Below are 19,036 nucleotides of genomic sequence, written 5' to 3'. Positions count from 1 at the left end.
TGACCGGAACGCCAGACCCGGCCGGATGCGCAGTACCGGCCGGGTCGTCCACTTTGCCTCAAGGAGTCCCCATGCAGCTCACACAGGAACGGGCGGAAGAATTTGCCCGCATGCCGCTGGCCTATCTGCGCCAGGAATATCCGAATCACATCATGCACGTGCTCCACGGCGCCCAGGACGTACTCTCACCGCGTGCCCTGCACCCGGTGTTCTACGGCTGCTATGACTGGCACTCTGCGGTGCACGGCTTCTGGCTGCTGCTGCGCTGTGCGCGACGCTATCCCGCACTGCCCGCCCGCAGCGACATCGAAGCCATCTTCGATGAGCACTTCACGACCGAACTGATGCAGCGCGAGACCGACTATTTCCGCGTCGATGGCCGCGCCTCCTTCGAGCGTCCTTATGGCTTCGGCTGGATCCTCGCACTGGACCAGGAGCTGGCGCAATCGGCCCTGCCGCGCGCTGCCACCTGGCGCGCCGCGATGCAGCCGCTGACGCTGGAGATCCGCCGTCGCCTGCTGGAATACCTGTCCAAGCTGAGCTATCCGATCCGCGTAGGCACCCACTACAACACCGCCTTCGCCCTGGCGCTGGCGCTGGACCAGGCGCGCCACATCAAGGATGAGGCACTGGAGCAGGCGATCCTGGCCAGCGCACAACGCTACTACGGCAAGGACACCGACTACCCGGCCCACTACGAACCCGGTGGTGACGAGTACATTTCCGGCGCACTGACCGAAGCACTGCTGATGAGCAAGGTGCTGCCGGCGCAGGACTTTGCGACCTGGTTCGACCTTTACCTGCCGCGCGTGGCCGCTATCGAACAGATCATGCAGCCGGCGCATGTGTCGGACCCGACCGATCCCAAGATCGCCCACCTGGACGGCCTGAACCTTTCCCGCGCCTGGTGCATGAAGAACGTCCTGCGCCACCTGCCCGCCAATCACGCTGCGCGCAGCGCCATCGAGGCCGCCGTCGCGCGCCACATCGCCGCCTCCATCGATCAGGTGGTCGGCAGCCACTACAGTGGTGGTCACTGGCTGGCCAGCTTCGCCATGCTGGCATTGGAAGACTGAGCCACCCGCAGCACTGAAGTAAAAAACCTCGCTCCCGGAAACGGAAGCGAGGTTCTTTGCTGCAAGAGCGACGAAATCTACTCAGCGACTTCCTTGCGCAAGACAGGCTGCTCGGCCTGCTCGGGCATGGTGGCCGAGATCACCCGCGCACTGCGCTTGAAGGTGAAATACGCCCAGGCCCAGTCCGCCATCACCATGAGACGGTTGCGGAAACCGATCAGGAAATACACGTGCACGAACAGCCAGAACAGCCAGGCCGGATAGCCCGAGAACTTGAGCTTGCCGACCATGGCAATGGCCGCACGTCGACCGATGGTGGCCAGCGATCCGTAATCCTTGTAGACAAAAATCTCCGCCGTCTGTCCCGCAATGTGATGCTTGATGTTGCGCGCCGCAACGCGGCCCATCTGCTTGGCCGCCGGTGACACGCCCGGCACCGGCTTGCCTTCCGACTGTGCCGCCGCCAGATCGCCGATCACGAACACTTCCTCGTGACCAGCAATACAGAGCTGCGGCGTGACCGGTACACGACCAGTACGGTCCACCTGTACACCCAGCTTCTTGCCCAGCGGAGAAGCCGCTACACCTGCCGACCAGATGACGGTACGCGTGGCCAGGCTTTGCTCGCCATCGAAATTGGCATAGCGCACGCAGGTCTCGTCGATGTGCACCACGCGGCAACCGGTGCGCACATCCACGCCTAGCCTGTGCAACTGCTCACGGGCTTTCTCGGAGAGGTCGGCAGGATAGGCGCCCAGCACACGTTCGGAACCTTCCACCAGCACCACCCGTGCCGAATGCGGATCGATATTGCGGAATTCGCCCGACAAGGTGTGGCGCGCAATCTCCACCAGCGTACCGGCCATCTCCACGCCGGTGGCGCCACCCCCGATGACGGTGAAGGTCAGCCATTCCTGGCGGCGCCGTGCATCGGTCTCGCGCTCGGCATGCTCGAAGGCCATCAGGATGCGCTTGCGGATCTCGAAGGCATCTTCCAGCGTCTTCAGTCCTGGTGCCAGCGCGCTCCACTCATCGTGGCCGAAGTAACTGTGGGTGGAACCGGTGGCCACAATCAGGTAGTCATAGCCGAGCACGCTGCCGTCTTCCAGGGTGACGGACCTGGCGGCGGTATCGATTCCGGTGACGGCCGCCATCAGGGTGGTGAGATTGGTCTGCTGCGCCAGGATGGCGCGGATCGGTGCGCTAATCGCCGGGGCCGACAGCCCGGCCGTGGCGACCTGATACAGCAAGGGCTGGAACAGGTGATGGTTGCTGCGGTCGATCATGGTGATGCGTACATCGGCCTGGGCCAGCTCACGCGCGGCGGCCAGACCACCGAAGCCGCAACCGATGATGATGACATGGGGCATTGCCTTCCTTTCAAAAGTAATGTGTTGTTCTATCCGCGCAAGCCAGTCACCTTGATGTGATACGGCTGCACAGCTGTCCCCTACTCTCTATTCGGATCTGCCTGCATGGCAGTGCCACGCCTCCCCCTGATGAGCGCGGCACACCGGAACCTTGATGTCCCTCAAAGCAGACGGACAGAATCGCATACTTTTGGTTCGAAATCACTTGGGCAGATTGTCCGCATCCTCTTGTGCGCACAAAAAAAATCCCCCGGCCTTGCGGCACGGGGGATTTTCTTGTTGCCTGGTCAGGCAGAAGGGATTACTGCGCTTCTTGCGGAGCGGCGGCGTCGCCTTCTTCAGCCTGGGCAGCCTTCATCGACAGCTTCAGGCGGCCGCGGTCATCGGTTTCCAGAACCTTGACGCGCACTTGCTGGCCTTCCTTGAGGTAGTCGGCCACGGCGTTGACACGTTCGTTGGCGATCTGGCTGATGTGCAGCAGACCATCCTTGCCCGGCAGGACCTGGACGATGGCGCCGAAGTCCAGCAGCTTCAGGACGGTGCCTTCGTAGATCTTGCCCACTTCCACGGAAGCGGTCAGCTCTTCGATGCGGCGCTTGGCTTCCTGACCAGCCGATGCGTCCACGGAGGCGATGGTGACCACGCCTTCGTCGCTGATGTCGATCTGGGTGCCGGTTTCTTCGGTCAGCGCGCGGATGACGGCGCCGCCCTTGCCGATCACGTCACGGATCTTTTCCGGATTGATCTTGATGGTGATCAGGCGCGGTGCGAAGTCGGACAGTTCGGCACGACCGGCCGGCACGGCTTCCTGCATCTTGCCCAGGATGTGGTGACGACCTTCCTTGGCCTGCTCCAGCGCGACCTGCATGATTTCCTTGGTGATGCCCTGGATCTTGATGTCCATCTGCAGGGCGGTAATGCCGTTGGCAGTACCGGCCACCTTGAAGTCCATGTCGCCCAGGTGATCTTCATCGCCCAGGATGTCGGTCAGCACGGCAAACTTGTTGCCTTCCTTGATCAGGCCCATGGCGATGCCGGCCACGTGGGCCTTCATCGGCACGCCGGCGTCCATCAGTGCCAGGCAGCCGCCGCACACCGACGCCATCGAGGAGGAACCGTTGGACTCGGTGATTTCCGAGACCAGGCGCACCGAGTAGCTGAACTCGTCAGCGGCCGGCAGCGCGGCGATCAGCGCGCGCTTGGCCAGGCGGCCGTGGCCGATTTCACGACGCTTCGGGGTGCCCACGCGACCGGTTTCGCCGGTGGCGAACGGAGGCATGTTGTAGTGGAGCATGAAGCGGTCGGAGTATTCACCCAGCAGACCATCGATCTTCTGTTCGTCACGTGCGGTACCCAGGGTCGCGATGACCAGGGCTTGCGTTTCGCCACGGGTGAACAGGGCCGAACCGTGGGTACGCGGCAGCACGCCGGTACGGATCGAGATCGGGCGCACGGTGCGGGTGTCGCGACCATCGATGCGGGGTTCGCCTTCCAGGATCTGCGAACGCACGATCTTGGCTTCCAGGTCGAAGAGGATGGAACCGACTTCGGCAGCATCCGCAGCCACGCCGTTGTTGGCAGCAGCTTCGGCGACCAGGGCTTCGTTGACCTGGGCCGAGACAGCCTTGAGCTTTTCGGTACGGGCCTGCTTGTCCTTGGTCTGGTAGGCTTCGCGCAGCGGGCCTTCGGCCAGTTGCGCCACGCGGGCGATCAGGGCTTCGTTCTTGGCCGGGGCGGACCATTGCACTTCCGGCTTGCCACCGTCACGCACCAGGGCGTGGATGGCTTCGATGACGGCCTTGGACTGGTCGTGACCAAACACGACGGCGCCCAGCATGACTTCTTCGGACAGTTGATCGGCTTCGGATTCCACCATCAGCACGGCGGTTTCGGTACCGGCCACCACCAGGTCCAGTTGCGAGGACTTCAGTTGCGAAGTGGTCGGGTTCAGGACGTACTGGCCGTCGATGTAACCGACGCGAGCGGCGCCCACGGGGCCGTTGAAGGGGATGCCGGCCAGCGACAGGGCTGCCGAGGCACCGATCATGGCGGGGATGTCCGGATCGATTTCAGGGTTCACCGACAGCACGTGGATGATCACCTGCACTTCGTTGAGGTAGCCTTCCGGGAACAGCGGGCGGATCGGACGATCGATCAGGCGCGAGGTCAGGGTTTCCTTTTCGGAAGGCTTGCCTTCACGCTTGAAGAAACCGCCGGGGATGCGGCCGGCTGCATAGGTCTTCTCGATGTAGTCGACCGTCAGGGGGAAGAAATCCTGGCCGGGCTTGGCTTCCTTGCGGGCCACCACGGTGGCCAGGATGACGGTGTCTTCCACCGACACCACCACGGCGCCAGAAGCCTGGCGAGCGATTTCGCCGGTTTCCAGGGTCACTTGATGCTGACCGTACTGGAAGGTCTTGCTTACTTTATTGAACACGGTATTTCCTTTCTTTTATGGAGCCGGCCCCGACTGTGTCCGCGGTGCACGGCTTCCTTTTGCCGACAGATTTTCAGGCGCTGTCGTTCACCTCACCACAGTGGCCGGCGAAACCGGTCACTCACGACGAACGCGGCATTGATCCAACAAACAGCCTGCCGCGATGAAACGATGATGTATTCCTGCCCCGAGGGAGGGCGCTTTACGATGGCACTGGCCCCGGCTTACGCCTGAGCTTGCCGAATCGCAAAAAACAAAATGCCCGCGTCAACGAGTGACGCAGGCATTTCGTGGTGGTCCGGGGCGCAAACCCCGAGACCCAGACGCGGAGTCAAATTACTTGCGCAGACCGAGTTTCTCGATCAGGGCGCGGTAACGGTCAGCGTCCTTGTTCTTCAGGTAGGACAGCAGGCTCTTGCGACGGTTGACCATCTTGATCAGGCCACGACGGGAGTGGTGATCCTTGACGTGGGCCTTGAAGTGGCCGTTCAGGTCGTTGATGCGTGCGGTCAGCAGCGCGACTTGCACTTCCGGAGAACCGGTGTCGTTCGTGCCGCGGGCGTTTTCGGAGATAATGGCAGCCTTGGCTGCTTTTTCGATGGACATTGCTTTTACCTTTCACAAGCGGTGTGCGGAGCGTTGGAAAATATCCTGCCCTGCATACCGTGAACAAAAAATGAGAATCCGGCCAAACCGACCGGACGCGAAATTATATAGCAAAAAGCCATTCCTACCAACATTGGCAGACACCGGCGTCGCACTGGCGCAGCAGTCGGCCTTGCCGTGCAGGAATGACAACCTGACCAGGAGTTTCCATGCAGCACCCCGCTTCCCTCTTCCTGCGCATCCGCCCGCGCCTGGCCGCCGTCCTGCTGGCCACAGCCAGCCTGGCCGGCTGCGCCTCGCTGCTGCAACCGCCAGTACAACCGGGTGAACCGGAAGACCAGGTAGTCGCCCGCCTGGGGCCGCCCAGCAATGTGTATCCGGATGGCAACGTGCGCGTCTTCGAATATGCGGCCGGCGCCTTCGGCCAGTACCAGTACATGGCGCGCATCGGTCCCGACCATCGGCTCATTTCCTATGCGCAAGTGTGGACCATCGAGAATTTCCGCGCGATCCGTCCAAAGCAGGACACCAAGCTTGACGTACTGCGCCGGGTTGGTCGCCCCACCGAGGTGACGCGCTATGCCCGCATCCCCTTCGATGCCTGGAACTATGGCTACAAGGAAAGCGGTGTCTGGAATTCGCAGATGACGGTCTACTTCAACGACCAGGGCACCGTGGAAAAGGTGGAGAACGGCCCCGACCCGCGCTTTGACGACTCACGCTTGCGCTTCTGATCGCAGAACATCCGTCCCACACAAACGAAAGAAGGCTGCCCGGTTCACGCCGGGCAGCCTTCTTTCTGCGGCCTTGGGCGATGGGCTTACACCACCGTCGCCAGCGCCAGCGTGAACAGCAGCGCCAGCACCGAGACCAGGGTTTCCATCACGGTCCAGGTCTTGAAGGTCTGCGGCACGGTCATGTTGAAGTATTCCTTGACCAGCCAGAAGCCGCCGTCATTGACGTGCGACAGGATCAGCGAACCGGCGCCGGTGGCCAGCACCATCAGTTCCGGACGCACACCACCAACGGTGGAGACGATGGGCGCGACGATGCCGCAGGCTGTGGTCATGGCCACCGTCGCCGAGCCGGTGGCCACACGAATGAGCGCGGCCACGAACCAGCCCAGCAGCAGCGGTGACAGATGGGCATCGGTGGCCACGCCGACAATGGCCTTGGAAACGCCGCCATCCATCAGGATGCGCCCAAAGCCTGCCCCCGCACCGACCACCAGCGTGATGCTGGCAATGGGCGCCAGGCACTCGTTGGTGAATTTCAGGATCTGGTCGGCACCAAAGCCACGGGCACGTCCAAAGGTCCAGAAACTCACCAGGGTGGCGATCAACAGCGCGATGACGGAGTTGCCGATCAGGCGCAGGAAATCATTGGCTAAGCTCTTGGGGGCAAAGAACAGGTCGGCCCAGCTGCCGATCAACATCAACGCCACCGGCAACAGGATGGTGAAGAGCGTGATGCCGAAGCCCGGCAGTTCACGGTCCTTCTTGCTCTGGTCGACGAATTGCGCGCTCAGCGGATTGTCCGGATTGGGAATGACCACCTTGGAAATGAGCTTGCCGAAGATGGGACCGGCAATGATGGCCGTGGGAATACCGACGATCAGCGCATACAGAATGGTGCGACCGATATCGGCGCTGTAGGCGGTCACCGCCAGCAATGCGGCCGGGTGCGGCGGGATCAGTCCGTGCACCACCGACAGACCGGCCACCATGGGAATACCCACCAGCACCATGTTGGTCCCGGTACGCTTGGCGACGTTGAAGGCGATCGGCACCAACAGCACGAAACCAACCTCGAAGAACACCGGCAGACCGACGATGAAAGCCACCGTCATCATGGCCCAGTGCACGTTCTTTTCACCGAAGGCCTTGATCATGGTATTGGCAATGCGCTCGGCACCACCCGATTCGGCCATCATCTTGCCCAGCATCGTGCCCAGGCCCACCACCAGCGCAATATGCCCCAGGGCACCGCCCACGCCGGTCTCGAAGGCCTTGACGATGCCGCCCATGGGCATCCCCACAGCCAGACCCAGCACCAGCGACACCACGATCAGGACGATGAACGGATTCATCTTGAATCTGGCGATCAGCACGATCAGTGCGATCACCGCCACCAGCGCATAGACCAGTAGCGCACTTCCTTGTACAGCCTCCATCTGTTGCTCCTCTTCAGAAGGTAAAAGACACCGCCGACGTCGTCACACCCCTGCCGGCATACTTGAACAAAAAATCTGCAAATCTTTTAAATTTTTTATAGCGTTTATTCTTTTTTCTTTTTTTCTTTTTATTCTTTTCGTGTTGGTTCAAGCGCGAAGCGAAGTCGTGCCCTGCCCCGCGCTGACAACATCAGCGCTTGAAGGCCACGCAATCGACCTCGACCTTGCAATCGACCACCATGCTGGAGACCACGCAGGCGCGCGCAGGCGGGTTGGCGCCGAAGTATTCCTTGAAGACCTTGTTGAAGGACTGGAAATCGCGCGCATCATCCAGCCACACGCCACAGCGCACCACATGCTCCGGGCCATAACCGGCTTCCTTGAGGATCGCCAGCACGTTCTGAATGGCCTTGTGTGACTGCGCCACAATGCCGCCGTCGATCACTTCACCGTTTTCCATGGCCACCTGGCCGGACACGTACAACCAGCCGTCGGCGGCCACTGCGCGCGCGAACGGCAGATGCTGACCACCGGTGCCGCTGCCACCTTCCACACCGAATCGTTGAATGCTCATTGCTGCTCCTTTGTTGAACTCGAATTTGAAAAGTCGATTTGAAACCTGAAGTTAACAATCCAGCCCTGAGGTTTTCTGCCACTCAGGCTGGCGTTTTCTGCACCGTGCGCGCCAGGAAGCGTCCCGCACGGGCGCGGGTGGCCTGCTTGTCCTGCCCGCGATAGGCCAGCTGTCCATTGACCCACACCGCATCGATGCCATGGGCCGGCTGCATGGGATCGGTGAAGCTGGCGGCATCGCGGATGGTCTCGGGATCGAACAGCACCAGGTCGGCGTGATAGCCCTCACGCACCAGGCCGCGCTGCTCCAGACCAAAACGTTGCGCCGACAGGCCGGTCATCTTGTGTACGGCGGTGGCCAGCGAAAACAGTTTCTGTTCGCGGCTGTAGTAGCCCAGCACACGCGGGAAGGCGCCCCACAGGCGCGGATGCGGCAAGGGGTCGTTGGGCAGCCCGTCCGAGCCGACCACGGTGGCCGGATGGGAGAGGATGCGATTGACGTCGTCGTCCGACATGCAGTGATAGACGGCGCCGGCCGGCATCAGGCGCGCGGCGGCGGCATGCAGGTCCACGCCCCAGTCGGCGGCGATCTGCTGCAACATCTTGCCGCCCTGCTCCGGATGCGGTTCCGACCAGGTCACCTGGATGTCGTAGTCGGCGGTGACCTGCTTGAGGTCCAGGGTGGACGAGCTGGCGGTATAGGGATAGCAGTCGCAGCCCACGTGCTGATGACGCGAGGCGGCTTCCAGCGCCTGCAACACTTCACTGCTGCGTCCCCAGTTCTCCACGCCGGCGCACTTGAGGTGCGAGATCACCACCGGCACGCGCGCATGCTTGCCGATGCGAAAGGCTTCCTCCATCGCATTGAGGATGTCGGCGAATTCGCTGCGCAAATGGGTGGCGTAGAGGCCGCCGAATTCGGCCAGCGGCTCGGCCAGGGCCAGCACTTCTTCGGTGGGCGCGTTGATGGCGTTGCCATAGGCCAGGCCGGTGGAAAGACCCAGCGCGCCGTGTTCCAGCGCCTCGCGCAATTGCGCGCGCATGCCGGCAATTTCCGCGTCGGTGGCGGCGCGGTCCAGACGATCCATGTGATTGTTGCGCAGGGCCGTGTGCCCCACCAGCGCCGCCACGTTGATGGCGGGCTGCGCGGCGTTGACGGCCTCTGCGTAGCTGGCAAAGCTGGGATAGTGAAAAGCCTCCGACTTGCCCAGCAGGTTCATCGGATCCGGCGGGTCCCCCTTGAGCGTGACCGGGGCGGCACTGATGCCGCAGTTGCCGACCACCACCGTGGTCACACCCTGCGACAGCTTGGGATACATCTCCGGAGTGCGGATGACGTTGGTATCGTCATGCGTATGTACGTCGATGAAGCCCGGCGCCAGTACACGGTCGGTGCCGTCGATCTGCTGCCGGGCCTGCCAGCCATCAAGCCGGCCCACGGCGACGATGCGTCCGTGGCGCACGGCCACGTCGGCCGCGACCGGCTCGGCGCCACTGCCGTCGATGACCAGGGCATGGCGGATCAGGGTGTCGCAGTGCCTGTCGCTAGCGGCAGCATGCGGGATGGATGTCATGTCAGTCTCCCAGTGGCTGGTGCAGGTCGCCGCCGCCGCGATGGGCATCGAGCACGTACTTGAGGCGGCGCAGGCGTTCCTGGCTGCTTTCCTTGTGCAGCAAGGCCAGCTCCAGCACCAGCATGTCCAGCGTCGCCATCATGGCGTAGCGCGACGAGGATGGTTTGAAAATCAGGTCGGTTTCCAGCGTCTTGATGGGCAGCAGCACATCGGCCATCTTGGCCAGCGGTGAACCCAGCGCGGTAATGGCGATGAGCTTGACGCCGTATTCGCGCGCCACCTCGCAACTGGCCAGCAACTCCGGTACGCTGCCGGTGGTCGAGAAGACCAGCAGCACGTCCTCCTTGTCGAGGGTCGCCGCCACCATCTTCTGCAACACCGCATCGTGATAGGTCGCCACCGGACGGCCCAGGCGCACCAGGCGATAGCGCGCCTCGTCGGACATCATGGTGGAGCCGCCGCCCATGCCGAAGCAGTAGATCATGCGCGCACCCAGCAGCAGGTACGCGGCTTGCATCAGCATTTCCGGATTGAGCATGGCGCGGTTGAGCTCCAGCACGGCATGGATGTCGCGATACACCACGTCAGCCAGTTCGGGCGGCTGGTCCGAGGGCACCGTCCTGGCGCCATCGAAGAAACGCTGTCCCACGGCCACCGCCTGCGCCAGCAGGAACTTGAATTCGCGCACGTCGCGGCACCCCATGGCCTTGGCAAAGCGCGTTACGCTGGCCACCGACACACCGGCCTTCCCGGCCAGTTCGCCGATGCTGGCACTGGCAGCGGCGGCGAGATCGCCGAGGATCGCTTCAGCCACCTTCTGTTCGGCCAGGCGCAAGGTGCTGCTGCGCTCGGTGATGCGGGAAATGATGTCCAATGTCTGCGCCATGGGAAGAAAAATTCAGTCTGCGGGAATGGGCGGGCGATCAAACCAGCGACCCCGGAAGGCGCCGTGGAAACAATTTATGTTATTTACTAACACGGCATAAACATAGTAAATTCAAGGATATTATTACGTCAATCCTAATTTCACAGGAATTAAAGCGATGAGTGATACAAACTACCAAAACCAGTTTCAGGCCGGCATGATCGACCCGCTCAACAAGGGGCTGGGCGCACTGACCCAGCCGCTGACGCCGCAACAGGGCGGCAACGTGCGCTGGAACCTGCTCAATGAAGACATCAGCCTGCCGGCCGCGGTGTTGTATGAGGAAAAGATCGCCCACAACCTGAAGTGGATGCAGGATTTCGTCGGCCAGTACCAGGTCAGACTGGCCCCGCACGGCAAGACCACCATGGCACCCAAGCTGTTTGCGCGCCAGCTCGACACCGGTGCCTGGGGCATCACCCTGGCCACCGCGCACCAGACCCTGGCGGCCTATCACCACGGCGTGCGCCGCGTGATCATGGCCAACCAGCTGGTGGGCAAGCGCAACATGGCCATCATCTCCGAATTGCTGGCCGATCCCTCCTTCGAATTCTTCTGCCTGGTCGATTCGGCTGCACTGGCAGATCAACTGGGCCGCTTCTTCGCCGAGCGCAAGCAAACCCTCAACGTACTGCTGGAACTGGGGCCCGCGGGCGGTCGCACCGGCGTGCGCGATGAGACGCAACAGCAGGCGGTACTTGCAGCCATTGCGCGCTGGGACAGCATTGCCCTGGCTGGCGTGGAAGTGTATGAGGGCGTGCTCAAGGAAGAGGTCGACATCCGCCGCTTCCTGCAACGCGCGGTGGCCTGCCTGCAGGACCTGTCCGCGCAAGGCCACCTGGCGCGCCGCCTGGCGCAGGGTCCGGCGATACTGACCGGGGCCGGCTCGGCCTGGTACGACGTGGTGGCCGAAGAATTCGGCCAGGCCGACATCGGTGCGGCGCTGGAAGTGGTGCTGCGCCCGGGCTGCTATCTCACCCATGACGTGGGCATCTACCGTGCCGCGCAATCGCAGATCCAGGTGCGCAATCCGGTGGCGCACAGCATGCGCAGCCAGTTGCAACCTGCGCTGCAACTGTGGGCCTACGTGCAATCGATTCCCGAGCGCGACAAGGCCATCATCGCCCTGGGCAAGCGCGATGCCGCTTTCGACGCCGGCCTGCCGGCCCCGGTCACGCGCTTCCGCCCGGGCCAGGATACGCAACCGCAAGCCACCCCGCCCCACTGGCAAGTGACCGGCATGATGGACCAGCATGCCTATCTGAAGATTGCCGAGGGAGACGACATCCAGGTCGGCGACATGATCGCCTTCGACATCTCGCACCCCTGCCTGACCTTCGACAAGTGGCGTCACCTGGTGGTGGTGGACCAACGCTTCGATGTCATCGACATCGTGCAGACCTTCTTCTGATCGCCACGGAGAAGACCTGCAATGAGCAAACCCATCCTCGCCTACGGCGAAGCCATGGTGGAATTCAACCAGCGCATCGAGACCCCGCGCCAGTACCTGCAGGGCTTTGGCGGCGACACCTCCAACTTCGCCATCGCCGCCGCCCGCCAGGGCGCGGTATCTGGCTATGTCAGCGCGGTGGGCGACGACCATTTCGGCCAGGACCTGCTGGACCTGTGGCGGCGCGAGAACGTCGATGTGCAGCACGTGAGCATGGAGGCCGGCGCCAGTACCGGCCTGTATTTCGTCACGCACGATGCGCAGGGCCATCACTTCCACTATCGTCGCGCCGGTTCGGCTGCCAGTCGCTATCGCGCAGCCGATCTGCCCTTGCAGGCCATCGCCGGCGCCGGTGCGCTGCACCTGTCAGGCATCAGCCTGGCCATCAGCGAGAGTGCCTGTGAGGCCGGGCTGGCGGCGCTGGACCACGCGCGCGCAGCCGGCGTGACCACTTCGCTGGATACCAACCTGCGGCTGCGCCTGTGGCCGCTACCACGCGCCCGCGAGAAGATGGCCGCCGCCTTGCGTCTCTGTGATGTCTGCCTGCCTAGCTGGGAAGATGTCTCGATGCTGACGGGTCTGAATGATCGCGACGCCATCGTCGATCAGTTGCTGGCCTACGGGGTGAAGCTGGTGGCCTTCAAGTTGGGGCAGGAAGGCTGCTACGTCGCCACGTCGGAGCAGCGCCGCATGGTGGCCCCCTATCCGGTCCAGGCACTGGACGCCACCGGTGCGGGTGACTGCTTTGGCGGGGCCTTCATGGCCGAGCTGATGGCCGGGCGCGATCCCTTCCAGGCGGCACGCTATGCCAATGTCGCAGCCGCCCTCTCCACCACCGGTTACGGTGCGGTGCAGCCCATCCCCTATCGTGACCAGGTAGAAGCGGCACTCACGGCAGCGGCCTGATCGAAGCCCTGCGCAGTGGCCGCCGGCTCACCGCCGGCGCGCCACGAACAGCATGCCCGCCACCGGCTGACGCACTTCCTCGCGCAAGACCTCGTCGCTCTGGTGCAGTACCTCCATGCCCGCGGCCTGCAACAGGGACTGCACATAAGCGCGACCGTGGCGATAGCGTCCGCTGGCATGCAGGCAATAGCCTTCCTTGACCGCATCCTGCGGGGTCAGCACCTCCACCGTGAAGACGAAATGGCCGCCCGGCTTCAAGGCCGTGGCGACAGCCGTGAAGACGTTCTGCAGATCGCCGAAATAGATCATCGTATCGGCTGCCGTGACCAGGTCGCAGGATTGCGGATGCCGTTGCAGGTAATCGCTGATCTCGGCTTTTTCCAGTTGATCGTAGTAGCCGGTGGCGGCAGCCTTCTGCAGCATCTTGCCGGCCAGGTCGACACCGGTCAGATGATGCGAACAGGGCCGCAGATGAACACCGCACAACCCGGTGCCGCAGCCGATGTCGACGGTGGCGCACTGGCCCGCCGCTGGTGCTGCCAGCGCTACGCCCTGAGCAATCAGGCCGGGGCCGCGATAGCCCAGACTGTCCAGCAGATTGGCCTCGAAGGTCTCGGCATAACGGTCGAAGTGCGATTCGATGTAGCGGTCCGAGGCGCGCATCGGCACATCATGCTGCGAGCAGGCCGCCAGCATGTGGGCGGCAATCGGATTGTCGGGTTCGCTGTCACGCCAGGCACGATAGGCTTGTGCAGCCTCTTCCAGGCGACCCAGGAAGTAGAAGGAAATCCCGACCATCTCCCAGGACTTGCCCTCCATCGGCGGCAGCACATAAGCGCGGCACTGGTAGTGCGAGGCCTGCATCTTGTCCCCTGCCGCCTCGAAGAGATTGCCCAGGTGCAGCAGCGCCGGCAGAAATTCCGGCGCAATCTCGACGGCGCGCCGGAAGGCGGCGATGGCCTCGTCGCGGCGCCCCTGCTGCAGGTGCGCGGCTCCCAGGTTGTTCCAGATCATGTGATCCGCAGGCGTGATCTCCAGCGCGGCACCATAGGCCTGGGCCGCACCGTCCAGTTCGCCCAGCGCAAAGAGCACATTGCCCAGGTCGTTGTGCCAGGCGGCATTGTCGGGTTCGAGGGCGCTGGAGAGCTCCAGCTTGTCCAGCGCCTCGGCATGACGCCCGGCCTGGTGCAGCCAGATGCCGTAGAAGTGCAGCGCTACCGGTTCGATGGGATCGTCTTCCAGCACCGCTTCGTAGACGGCGCGCGCCTCCTCCAGGCGCCCGGCCATGTGGGCGTCGATGGCCGCATTCAGGCGGGCCGCGTGCGATTGCTGGATGTGCGTGGTCTGCTGCTCAGGCATGGCCTGCTCCCCCCTCGTAAAGCGCGTGAGGCGCGGGACGGACTGTCCGCGCTCTTTACATGTCTTTACAAGTCTGCAGCAGACTGCCCTTTCGGGCAATGCCTGATTCTCCTGAATTCCTGCTTGCCGCTAGGGAAAGGCCAGGCTGTGGCCGATGCTGCCCAGGCGGCGCAAGGCCTGGTCCAGTTCACGGGTGAAGGGATGACCACAGCAGATGCGCAAAAAGTGACCGTAACGGTTGGAATTGGAAAAGATGGCCCCCGGCGAGACCCCCACGCCCTCCACCAGCGCCCGCTCGAACAGCTGCTGCGAGCAGACCTGCACCGGCAGTTCCACCCACAGCCCCACGCCGCCATTGGGCACATTCAGGCGCGTGCCTTCCGGGAAATAGGCCGCAATCGACTCGGCCATGCGCTCGCGCTGCTCCTTCAACAACTGCCGCAGGCGGCGCAGATGGCGGTCATAGGCCGGGCTGGCGATGAAATCGGCGGCGGTGACCTGGGTCCACTCCTCGTTGGCGCGGGTATGGGTGAACTTGAGCATCTTGACCCGCTCATGCCAGCGTCCGCCATTCATCCATCCCAGCCGCATGCCCGGGGCCAGCACCTTGTTCAACGATGCGCAATAGATCACATTGCCGCTGCGGTCACGACTCTTGAGGCTGGAAGGCGCCACGTTGCCATCGGCCAGCTCGGTGTAGGCGTCGTCCTCGATGAGGGGCAGGCGCAATTCTTCACATAGCCTGACCAGCCGGTCCTTGTGCTCCTCGGGCATGATGCAGCCCAGCGGATTTTGCAGGTTGGGCACCACCACCACCCCCTTGATGTTGCCGTAGCTGCGCACTGCCAGCTCCAGCGCCTCCACCGAGATGCCGGTGTGCGGACTGGTCGGGATTTCCAGCGCCTTCATGCCCAGGTTTTCCAGCGCCTGCAGCAGGCCGAAATAAGTGGGCGACTCCACCGCAATGGTGTCTCCCGGTCCGGCCACGGCGCGCAGGGCCAGGTTGAGCGCCTCGATACAACCGTGGGTGACGACCACTTCTTCATGATCGATGCGCATGCCGTGATGCAATGCGCGCCGCGCCACCGCCTGGCGGAAGGTGGCGTTGCCGTTGTGCGGCATGGCGCTGGTGAGCAGTTCGGGCCGCTCGCGCAGGGCGCGCATGGCGGCCTGCTTCAAGGTCTCCACCGCATACAGCTCGGGGGCGCAGGTCATGCCGGAGAGGTCGATGCGGGGCGCGCCGCTCTGACGCAGGGCGATGTACTTGGAGACCTTTTCATGGATGCCGACATACTGCTCGGGATCGATGGCCATCAGGCTCTTGGGCTCCTGCACCGGTCGGATCGCCGAGCGGCGCGGCTGGCGCACGAAATAGCCGGAACGCGGACGTGCTTCCAGCCAGCCGCCCTCTTCCATATGCCGCAACGTCTGCAGGGCCGTCGACAGGCTCACCTGGTGCTGGCGCATGAGATCGCGCACCGACGGCATGCGGTCACCCGCCACCAGCGTGCCGGACTGGATGGCGCCCTGGTAATGCCCGGCCAGACGCCGGTACAGCGGCTGACGGCCGGGGCCGGAGTCGGAATCAGGCGCGGCGGCAAGCGCCGAGGCGGGAGTGCCCGGCGGCGGTGCCGCAGGCTGCAGGTCGGGGAGGAGCAGGCTGGTATCCATAACAGTCATCATCGTCCTGAGGTCGGAACCGAAACAGATACAGAGTAGGCGAAAAGCAGGGATAACAGAGCAAAAACAATCAGCCTGTTACGCAGCAGAGTGAATTTTCCTGTGCCTGTTGCGCCTGCATCGTCCTCCCTAGACTGCAGGCTGACCCATTCGACAAGGAGAACACCATGACTGCCCCGCTTCCTGCCCGCACCACCGTCCAGGTCCTGCCACTGGCGATGGGCCAGCATCTGCAACTGTGGCTTCCTGCGGGCAGCCAGCTGCTCTGCCAGGCCCCGCAGGTATGCGTGACCGAATCGGCGCAGTGGCAAGGCGAACGCCTGGTCAGCCGCCACACCCGGCTGGCCGATGGCGAGCAGATGGTGCTGGCGCATGAGGGCTGGATCGGCATCCTGGCCCCGCAAGGCGGCGAGCTGTTGTGCCTGCGGCCGCTGCGACAGCCCTGGTCTGACCGCCTGCCGGGCTGGCTGCGTGGCATGCGGCGCTGGACGGCCAGCCGCCGCGTACGGGATGCCGGATGTGCAAAGCCGATGTGATCGAAATTAACTTTTAGTTAATAAATACGCATCTGGATCAGGATTTCAGCGATAAAGTTGCGCAAAACGGAAAAACCGGGGTGGGAAGTAATGCAGAAGTTTCCGTAAAACCATTACACTTCATCATCAGCAAAAGATGAAGTGTCATGCAGAACGAATCCTCCCCCGCTCGCCCCGTTCCGACTCTTTCCGAACAGGAGACTTTCGACCTGACCCCCGTTTCCTTGTGGAAAGAGGATTACAGCGGCTTGAAGCGGCTGTTCGACCAATGGCGCGCCGACGGCGTGACCGACCTGCGCAGCTACCTGAGCCAGGATCCCCGCCGGGCGCAGGCCTGCGCCATGCAGATCCGCGTGGTCGCGGTCAACCGTCGCACCCTGGAATGGTATGAAGCGCGCGACCTGGCGCATCTGGTGGCGAACCTGGACAAGGTGTTCCGGGATGACATGATCGACACCTTCATCGACGAGATGGTGCAGTTATGGGAAGGCCGCAGCACCTTTTCCAGTTATACCGTGAATTACACCCTGGGCGGCAAGCGTCTGGACATCCAGCTCTCCGGCCGCATCATGCCCGGCAGTGAAGAGAGTTGGGATTACGTCCTGCTGGCCATCGAGAACGTGACCGAACGCGAAACCGCGCGCAAGAAACTCTCGCGCAGCGAAAACTATGCGCGCGGCTTGTTTGAATATTCCCCCATCTCGCTGTGGGTGGAAGATTTCAGCGCAGTCAAGCGCCTCTTCGACGACCTGCATCGCATCGGCATCACCGATTTCCGCACTTTCACGGATGTGCATCCGGAATTCGTGGAACGCTGCATGCAGGAGATCCGCGTCATCGACGTGAACCTGCAGACGCTGTCCATGTTCGGCGCGCCGGACAAGGCGACCTTGCTCTCGCGCCTGTCCGACGTGTTCCGCGACGACATGCGACCGCATTTCAACGAACAGTTGATCGAGCTGTGGAACGGCAACCTGCTGCACCACCGCGAAGTGGTCAACTACTCTCTCACCGGCGAGACCCTGCACGTGCACCTGCAATTCTCGGTCTTCCCCGGTCACGAGAACAACTGGGACCTGGTGCTGGTGGCCCTGACCGACATCACCGCCCGCAAGAAGGCCGAAGCCTATCTCGAATTCCTCGGCAAGCACGACGAACTGACCAAGCTGCACAATCGCGCCTACATGGTCGATGAACTGAACCGCCTGGAGCGCAAGGGACCGTTCCCGGTCAGCGTGATCGTGGCCGATCTCAATGGCTTGAAGCAAGTCAACGATGAGCTGGGCCATGCCACCGGCGACGCCCTGCTGCGGCGCGTGGGCGAAGTGCTGGGCAAGGCGGTGGAACGTCCCGGCAGCGTGGCGCGCACCGGTGGTGACGAATTCGCCATCCTGCTGCCGGCCACCGACGAGCGTGGCTGCCAGTTGCTGATGGAACAGATCGAGAAACTGGTCGAAGTGAACAATCAGTACTACTCGGGCATGCCGCTGAGCCTGTCCATGGGCGCCGCCACCGGCGCTCCCGGCGAGCGCCTGGAGCAGGTGGTGCAGCGGGCGGACAGCCTGATGTATGAAGCAAAACACCATTATTACGCCAGCACGCCCGGCGTCGAACGGCGCCACCCGGACGACTGACATCGTGCCGGCGCCTGCACCCTGTGCACGTGAAGAACTGACCCTGGCGGTCGGTGCGGAAACGCTGGCAGCCGATATCCTGGGCAGCACGGTGGGCCAGTCGGTTCACACCTTGGTACTGCATGGTGCCGGACAAGGCGATCGCCAGCGTCAGTGGCCCTTGCGCCAGTCCCTGGCCGCACGCGGTTGCGCCAGTGCGGCCATCGACTTTTCCGGCCATGGGCAGAGCAGCGCCCTGCTACCCAATTCCCTGACCAAACGCCTGGACGAAGCGCAGGCCGCCCTGGATCGCTTGACGGTCGCTCCCCGTACCGTCGTGGGCGTGAGCATGAGCGGCGAGATCGCCCTGCGCCTGGCCTGCCGGCCGGACAACCAGATCACCCATGTGGTCACCCTGGTGGGGGCGCTCTACGATGGTGCAGCCTTCGCCCTGCCCTTCGGACCAGCCTTCAGCGCCGCCTTGCGACGGCCACACAGCTGGCGCGATGCCGATCTGCTGCCGATGATGCACGCCTATCGCGGACGACTGACCCTGATTCGCGCCGCCGAGGATGCCGTCATTCCGGCGGAGATCGCCGAACTGATCCGCCAGCACGCCACCTCGGCCAGCCACTGCCGCATCATCGACCTGCCGGATGTGGATCACCGCATCAGCGAACGCAGCGCCCAGGACCCCGCACTGTGTAGTCATCTGGCCACACTCATCGCCGCTTGAACGCACTGAAAGAAAAAGGGAA

16 protein-coding genes are annotated in these 19,036 nt (G+C 63.1%); 7 read left to right on the top strand and 9 right to left on the bottom strand.

Annotated features, from left to right (window positions below):
• Positions 1-71: 71 nt before the first annotated feature.
• Positions 72-1,076: a DUF2891 domain-containing protein gene (locus ACODSZ_RS09775; RefSeq protein WP_488927494.1), complete on the top strand. Its 1,005-nt coding sequence runs from the start codon at positions 72-74 to the stop codon at positions 1,074-1,076.
• 77 nt (positions 1,077-1,153) lie between these two features.
• Here the strand turns inward: ACODSZ_RS09775 and ACODSZ_RS09770 are convergent, their stop codons facing one another.
• The 3 genes from ACODSZ_RS09770 to rpsO all read right to left on the bottom strand — a co-directional run bounded on the left by ACODSZ_RS09770 (position 1,154) and on the right by rpsO (position 5,489).
• The gene (locus ACODSZ_RS09770) at positions 1,154-2,446 is read right to left on the bottom strand and encodes an NAD(P)/FAD-dependent oxidoreductase (protein ID WP_175343236.1); all 1,293 of its coding nucleotides are present in this window, start codon (positions 2,444-2,446) and stop codon (positions 1,154-1,156) included.
• Between the two features lie 301 nt (positions 2,447-2,747).
• Positions 2,748-4,883 carry a polyribonucleotide nucleotidyltransferase gene (gene pnp / locus ACODSZ_RS09765; protein ID WP_008327631.1) on the bottom strand — a complete coding sequence of 712 codons (2,136 nt, stop codon included), beginning with the start codon at positions 4,881-4,883 and terminating at the stop codon, positions 2,748-2,750.
• A gap of 336 nt (positions 4,884-5,219) precedes the next feature.
• On the bottom strand, positions 5,220-5,489 hold the full coding sequence (gene rpsO / locus ACODSZ_RS09760) for a 30S ribosomal protein S15 (RefSeq protein ID WP_006712917.1): 270 nt from the start codon (positions 5,487-5,489) through the stop codon (positions 5,220-5,222).
• A 209-nt stretch (positions 5,490-5,698) separates the two neighbouring features.
• On the opposite strand from rpsO, the gene ACODSZ_RS09755 reads away from it, so the two are divergent.
• Positions 5,699-6,223 (top strand): hypothetical protein, encoded by a 525-nt coding sequence (locus tag ACODSZ_RS09755; RefSeq protein WP_488927493.1) that lies wholly within the window; start codon positions 5,699-5,701, stop codon positions 6,221-6,223.
• An 86-nt stretch (positions 6,224-6,309) separates the two neighbouring features.
• Here the strand turns inward: ACODSZ_RS09755 and ACODSZ_RS09750 are convergent, their stop codons facing one another.
• The 4 genes from ACODSZ_RS09750 to ACODSZ_RS09735 form a co-directional block, all read right to left on the bottom strand.
• Complete coding sequence (locus ACODSZ_RS09750) at positions 6,310-7,662, bottom strand: GntP family permease (protein ID WP_488927492.1); 1,353 nt, start codon at positions 7,660-7,662, stop codon at positions 6,310-6,312.
• A gap of 190 nt (positions 7,663-7,852) precedes the next feature.
• The gene (locus ACODSZ_RS09745; RefSeq protein ID WP_006712914.1) at positions 7,853-8,236 is read right to left on the bottom strand and encodes a RidA family protein; all 384 of its coding nucleotides are present in this window, start codon (positions 8,234-8,236) and stop codon (positions 7,853-7,855) included.
• Between the two features lie 82 nt (positions 8,237-8,318).
• Positions 8,319-9,809, bottom strand: coding sequence for an N-acyl-D-amino-acid deacylase family protein (locus tag ACODSZ_RS09740; protein WP_488927491.1), 1,491 nt, complete (start codon positions 9,807-9,809; stop codon positions 8,319-8,321).
• A gap of 1 nt (position 9,810) precedes the next feature.
• Positions 9,811-10,695 carry a MurR/RpiR family transcriptional regulator gene (locus ACODSZ_RS09735; RefSeq protein ID WP_175343232.1) on the bottom strand — a complete coding sequence of 295 codons (885 nt, stop codon included), beginning with the start codon at positions 10,693-10,695 and terminating at the stop codon, positions 9,811-9,813.
• A 157-nt stretch (positions 10,696-10,852) separates the two neighbouring features.
• Here ACODSZ_RS09735 and ACODSZ_RS09730 point away from each other — a divergent pair, with 157 nt between their 5' ends.
• Complete coding sequence (locus ACODSZ_RS09730; protein ID WP_488927490.1) at positions 10,853-12,145, top strand: amino acid deaminase; 1,293 nt, start codon at positions 10,853-10,855, stop codon at positions 12,143-12,145.
• Between the two features lie 21 nt (positions 12,146-12,166).
• Entirely contained in the window at positions 12,167-13,090 is a 924-nt protein-coding gene (locus tag ACODSZ_RS09725; protein WP_488927489.1) for a sugar kinase, read from the top strand.
• 27 nt (positions 13,091-13,117) lie between these two features.
• On the opposite strand, the gene ACODSZ_RS09720 is transcribed toward ACODSZ_RS09725, so the two are convergent.
• Together ACODSZ_RS09720 and ACODSZ_RS09715 are read right to left on the bottom strand one after the other, a co-directional pair.
• Positions 13,118-14,449, bottom strand: coding sequence for a tetratricopeptide repeat protein (locus ACODSZ_RS09720; protein WP_488927488.1), 1,332 nt, complete (start codon positions 14,447-14,449; stop codon positions 13,118-13,120).
• Positions 14,450-14,578: 129 nt separating this feature from the next.
• Positions 14,579-16,120, bottom strand: coding sequence for an aminotransferase-like domain-containing protein (locus ACODSZ_RS09715; RefSeq protein WP_488927487.1), 1,542 nt, complete (start codon positions 16,118-16,120; stop codon positions 14,579-14,581).
• 176 nt (positions 16,121-16,296) lie between these two features.
• On the opposite strand from ACODSZ_RS09715, the gene ACODSZ_RS09710 reads away from it, so the two are divergent.
• The 3 genes from ACODSZ_RS09710 (at position 16,297) to ACODSZ_RS09700 (ending at position 19,014) form a co-directional block, all read left to right on the top strand.
• Positions 16,297-16,665 carry a hypothetical protein gene (locus tag ACODSZ_RS09710; protein WP_175343227.1) on the top strand — a complete coding sequence of 123 codons (369 nt, stop codon included), beginning with the start codon at positions 16,297-16,299 and terminating at the stop codon, positions 16,663-16,665.
• A gap of 146 nt (positions 16,666-16,811) precedes the next feature.
• The gene (locus ACODSZ_RS09705; RefSeq protein ID WP_008327612.1) at positions 16,812-18,299 is read left to right on the top strand and encodes a sensor domain-containing diguanylate cyclase; all 1,488 of its coding nucleotides are present in this window, start codon (positions 16,812-16,814) and stop codon (positions 18,297-18,299) included.
• Positions 18,235-19,014, top strand: a complete 780-nt coding sequence (locus tag ACODSZ_RS09700; RefSeq protein ID WP_488927486.1) for an alpha/beta fold hydrolase — start codon at positions 18,235-18,237, stop codon at positions 19,012-19,014. The genes ACODSZ_RS09705 and ACODSZ_RS09700 overlap by 65 nt, the downstream gene beginning before the upstream one ends.
• The last annotated feature ends 22 nt before the right edge of the window (positions 19,015-19,036 follow it).

It is taken from the genome of Herbaspirillum sp. FG34, assembly GCF_057809315.1.
Note: the sequence above shows the minus strand (reverse complement) of the source record. Positions and strands in the feature narration are given on the sequence as shown.

Excerpts from the sequence above, each read along its gene's own strand:
- ACODSZ_RS09725 (WP_488927489.1), top strand. The coding sequence starts at position 12,167 with ATGAGCAAACCCATCCTCGCCTACGGCGAAGCCATGGTGGAATTCAAC.
- ACODSZ_RS09775 (WP_488927494.1), top strand. The coding sequence starts at position 72 with ATGCAGCTCACACAGGAACGGGCGGAAGAATTTGCCCGCATGCCGCTG.
- ACODSZ_RS09770 (WP_175343236.1), bottom strand. The coding sequence starts at position 2,446 with ATGCCCCATGTCATCATCATCGGTTGCGGCTTCGGTGGTCTGGCCGCC.
- ACODSZ_RS09745 (WP_006712914.1), bottom strand. The coding sequence starts at position 8,236 with ATGAGCATTCAACGATTCGGTGTGGAAGGTGGCAGCGGCACCGGTGGT.
- ACODSZ_RS09705 (WP_008327612.1), top strand. The coding sequence starts at position 16,812 with ATGCAGAACGAATCCTCCCCCGCTCGCCCCGTTCCGACTCTTTCCGAA.
- ACODSZ_RS09740 (WP_488927491.1), bottom strand. The coding sequence starts at position 9,809 with ATGACATCCATCCCGCATGCTGCCGCTAGCGACAGGCACTGCGACACC.
- ACODSZ_RS09735 (WP_175343232.1), bottom strand. The coding sequence starts at position 10,695 with ATGGCGCAGACATTGGACATCATTTCCCGCATCACCGAGCGCAGCAGC.
- ACODSZ_RS09755 (WP_488927493.1), top strand. The coding sequence starts at position 5,699 with ATGCAGCACCCCGCTTCCCTCTTCCTGCGCATCCGCCCGCGCCTGGCC.
- ACODSZ_RS09750 (WP_488927492.1), bottom strand. The coding sequence starts at position 7,662 with ATGGAGGCTGTACAAGGAAGTGCGCTACTGGTCTATGCGCTGGTGGCG.
- ACODSZ_RS09720 (WP_488927488.1), bottom strand. The coding sequence starts at position 14,449 with ATGCCTGAGCAGCAGACCACGCACATCCAGCAATCGCACGCGGCCCGC.
- ACODSZ_RS09715 (WP_488927487.1), bottom strand. The coding sequence starts at position 16,120 with ATGGATACCAGCCTGCTCCTCCCCGACCTGCAGCCTGCGGCACCGCCG.
- ACODSZ_RS09710 (WP_175343227.1), top strand. The coding sequence starts at position 16,297 with ATGACTGCCCCGCTTCCTGCCCGCACCACCGTCCAGGTCCTGCCACTG.
- ACODSZ_RS09730 (WP_488927490.1), top strand. The coding sequence starts at position 10,853 with ATGAGTGATACAAACTACCAAAACCAGTTTCAGGCCGGCATGATCGAC.
- ACODSZ_RS09700 (WP_488927486.1), top strand. The coding sequence starts at position 18,235 with ATGAAGCAAAACACCATTATTACGCCAGCACGCCCGGCGTCGAACGGC.
- rpsO (WP_006712917.1), bottom strand. The coding sequence starts at position 5,489 with ATGTCCATCGAAAAAGCAGCCAAGGCTGCCATTATCTCCGAAAACGCC.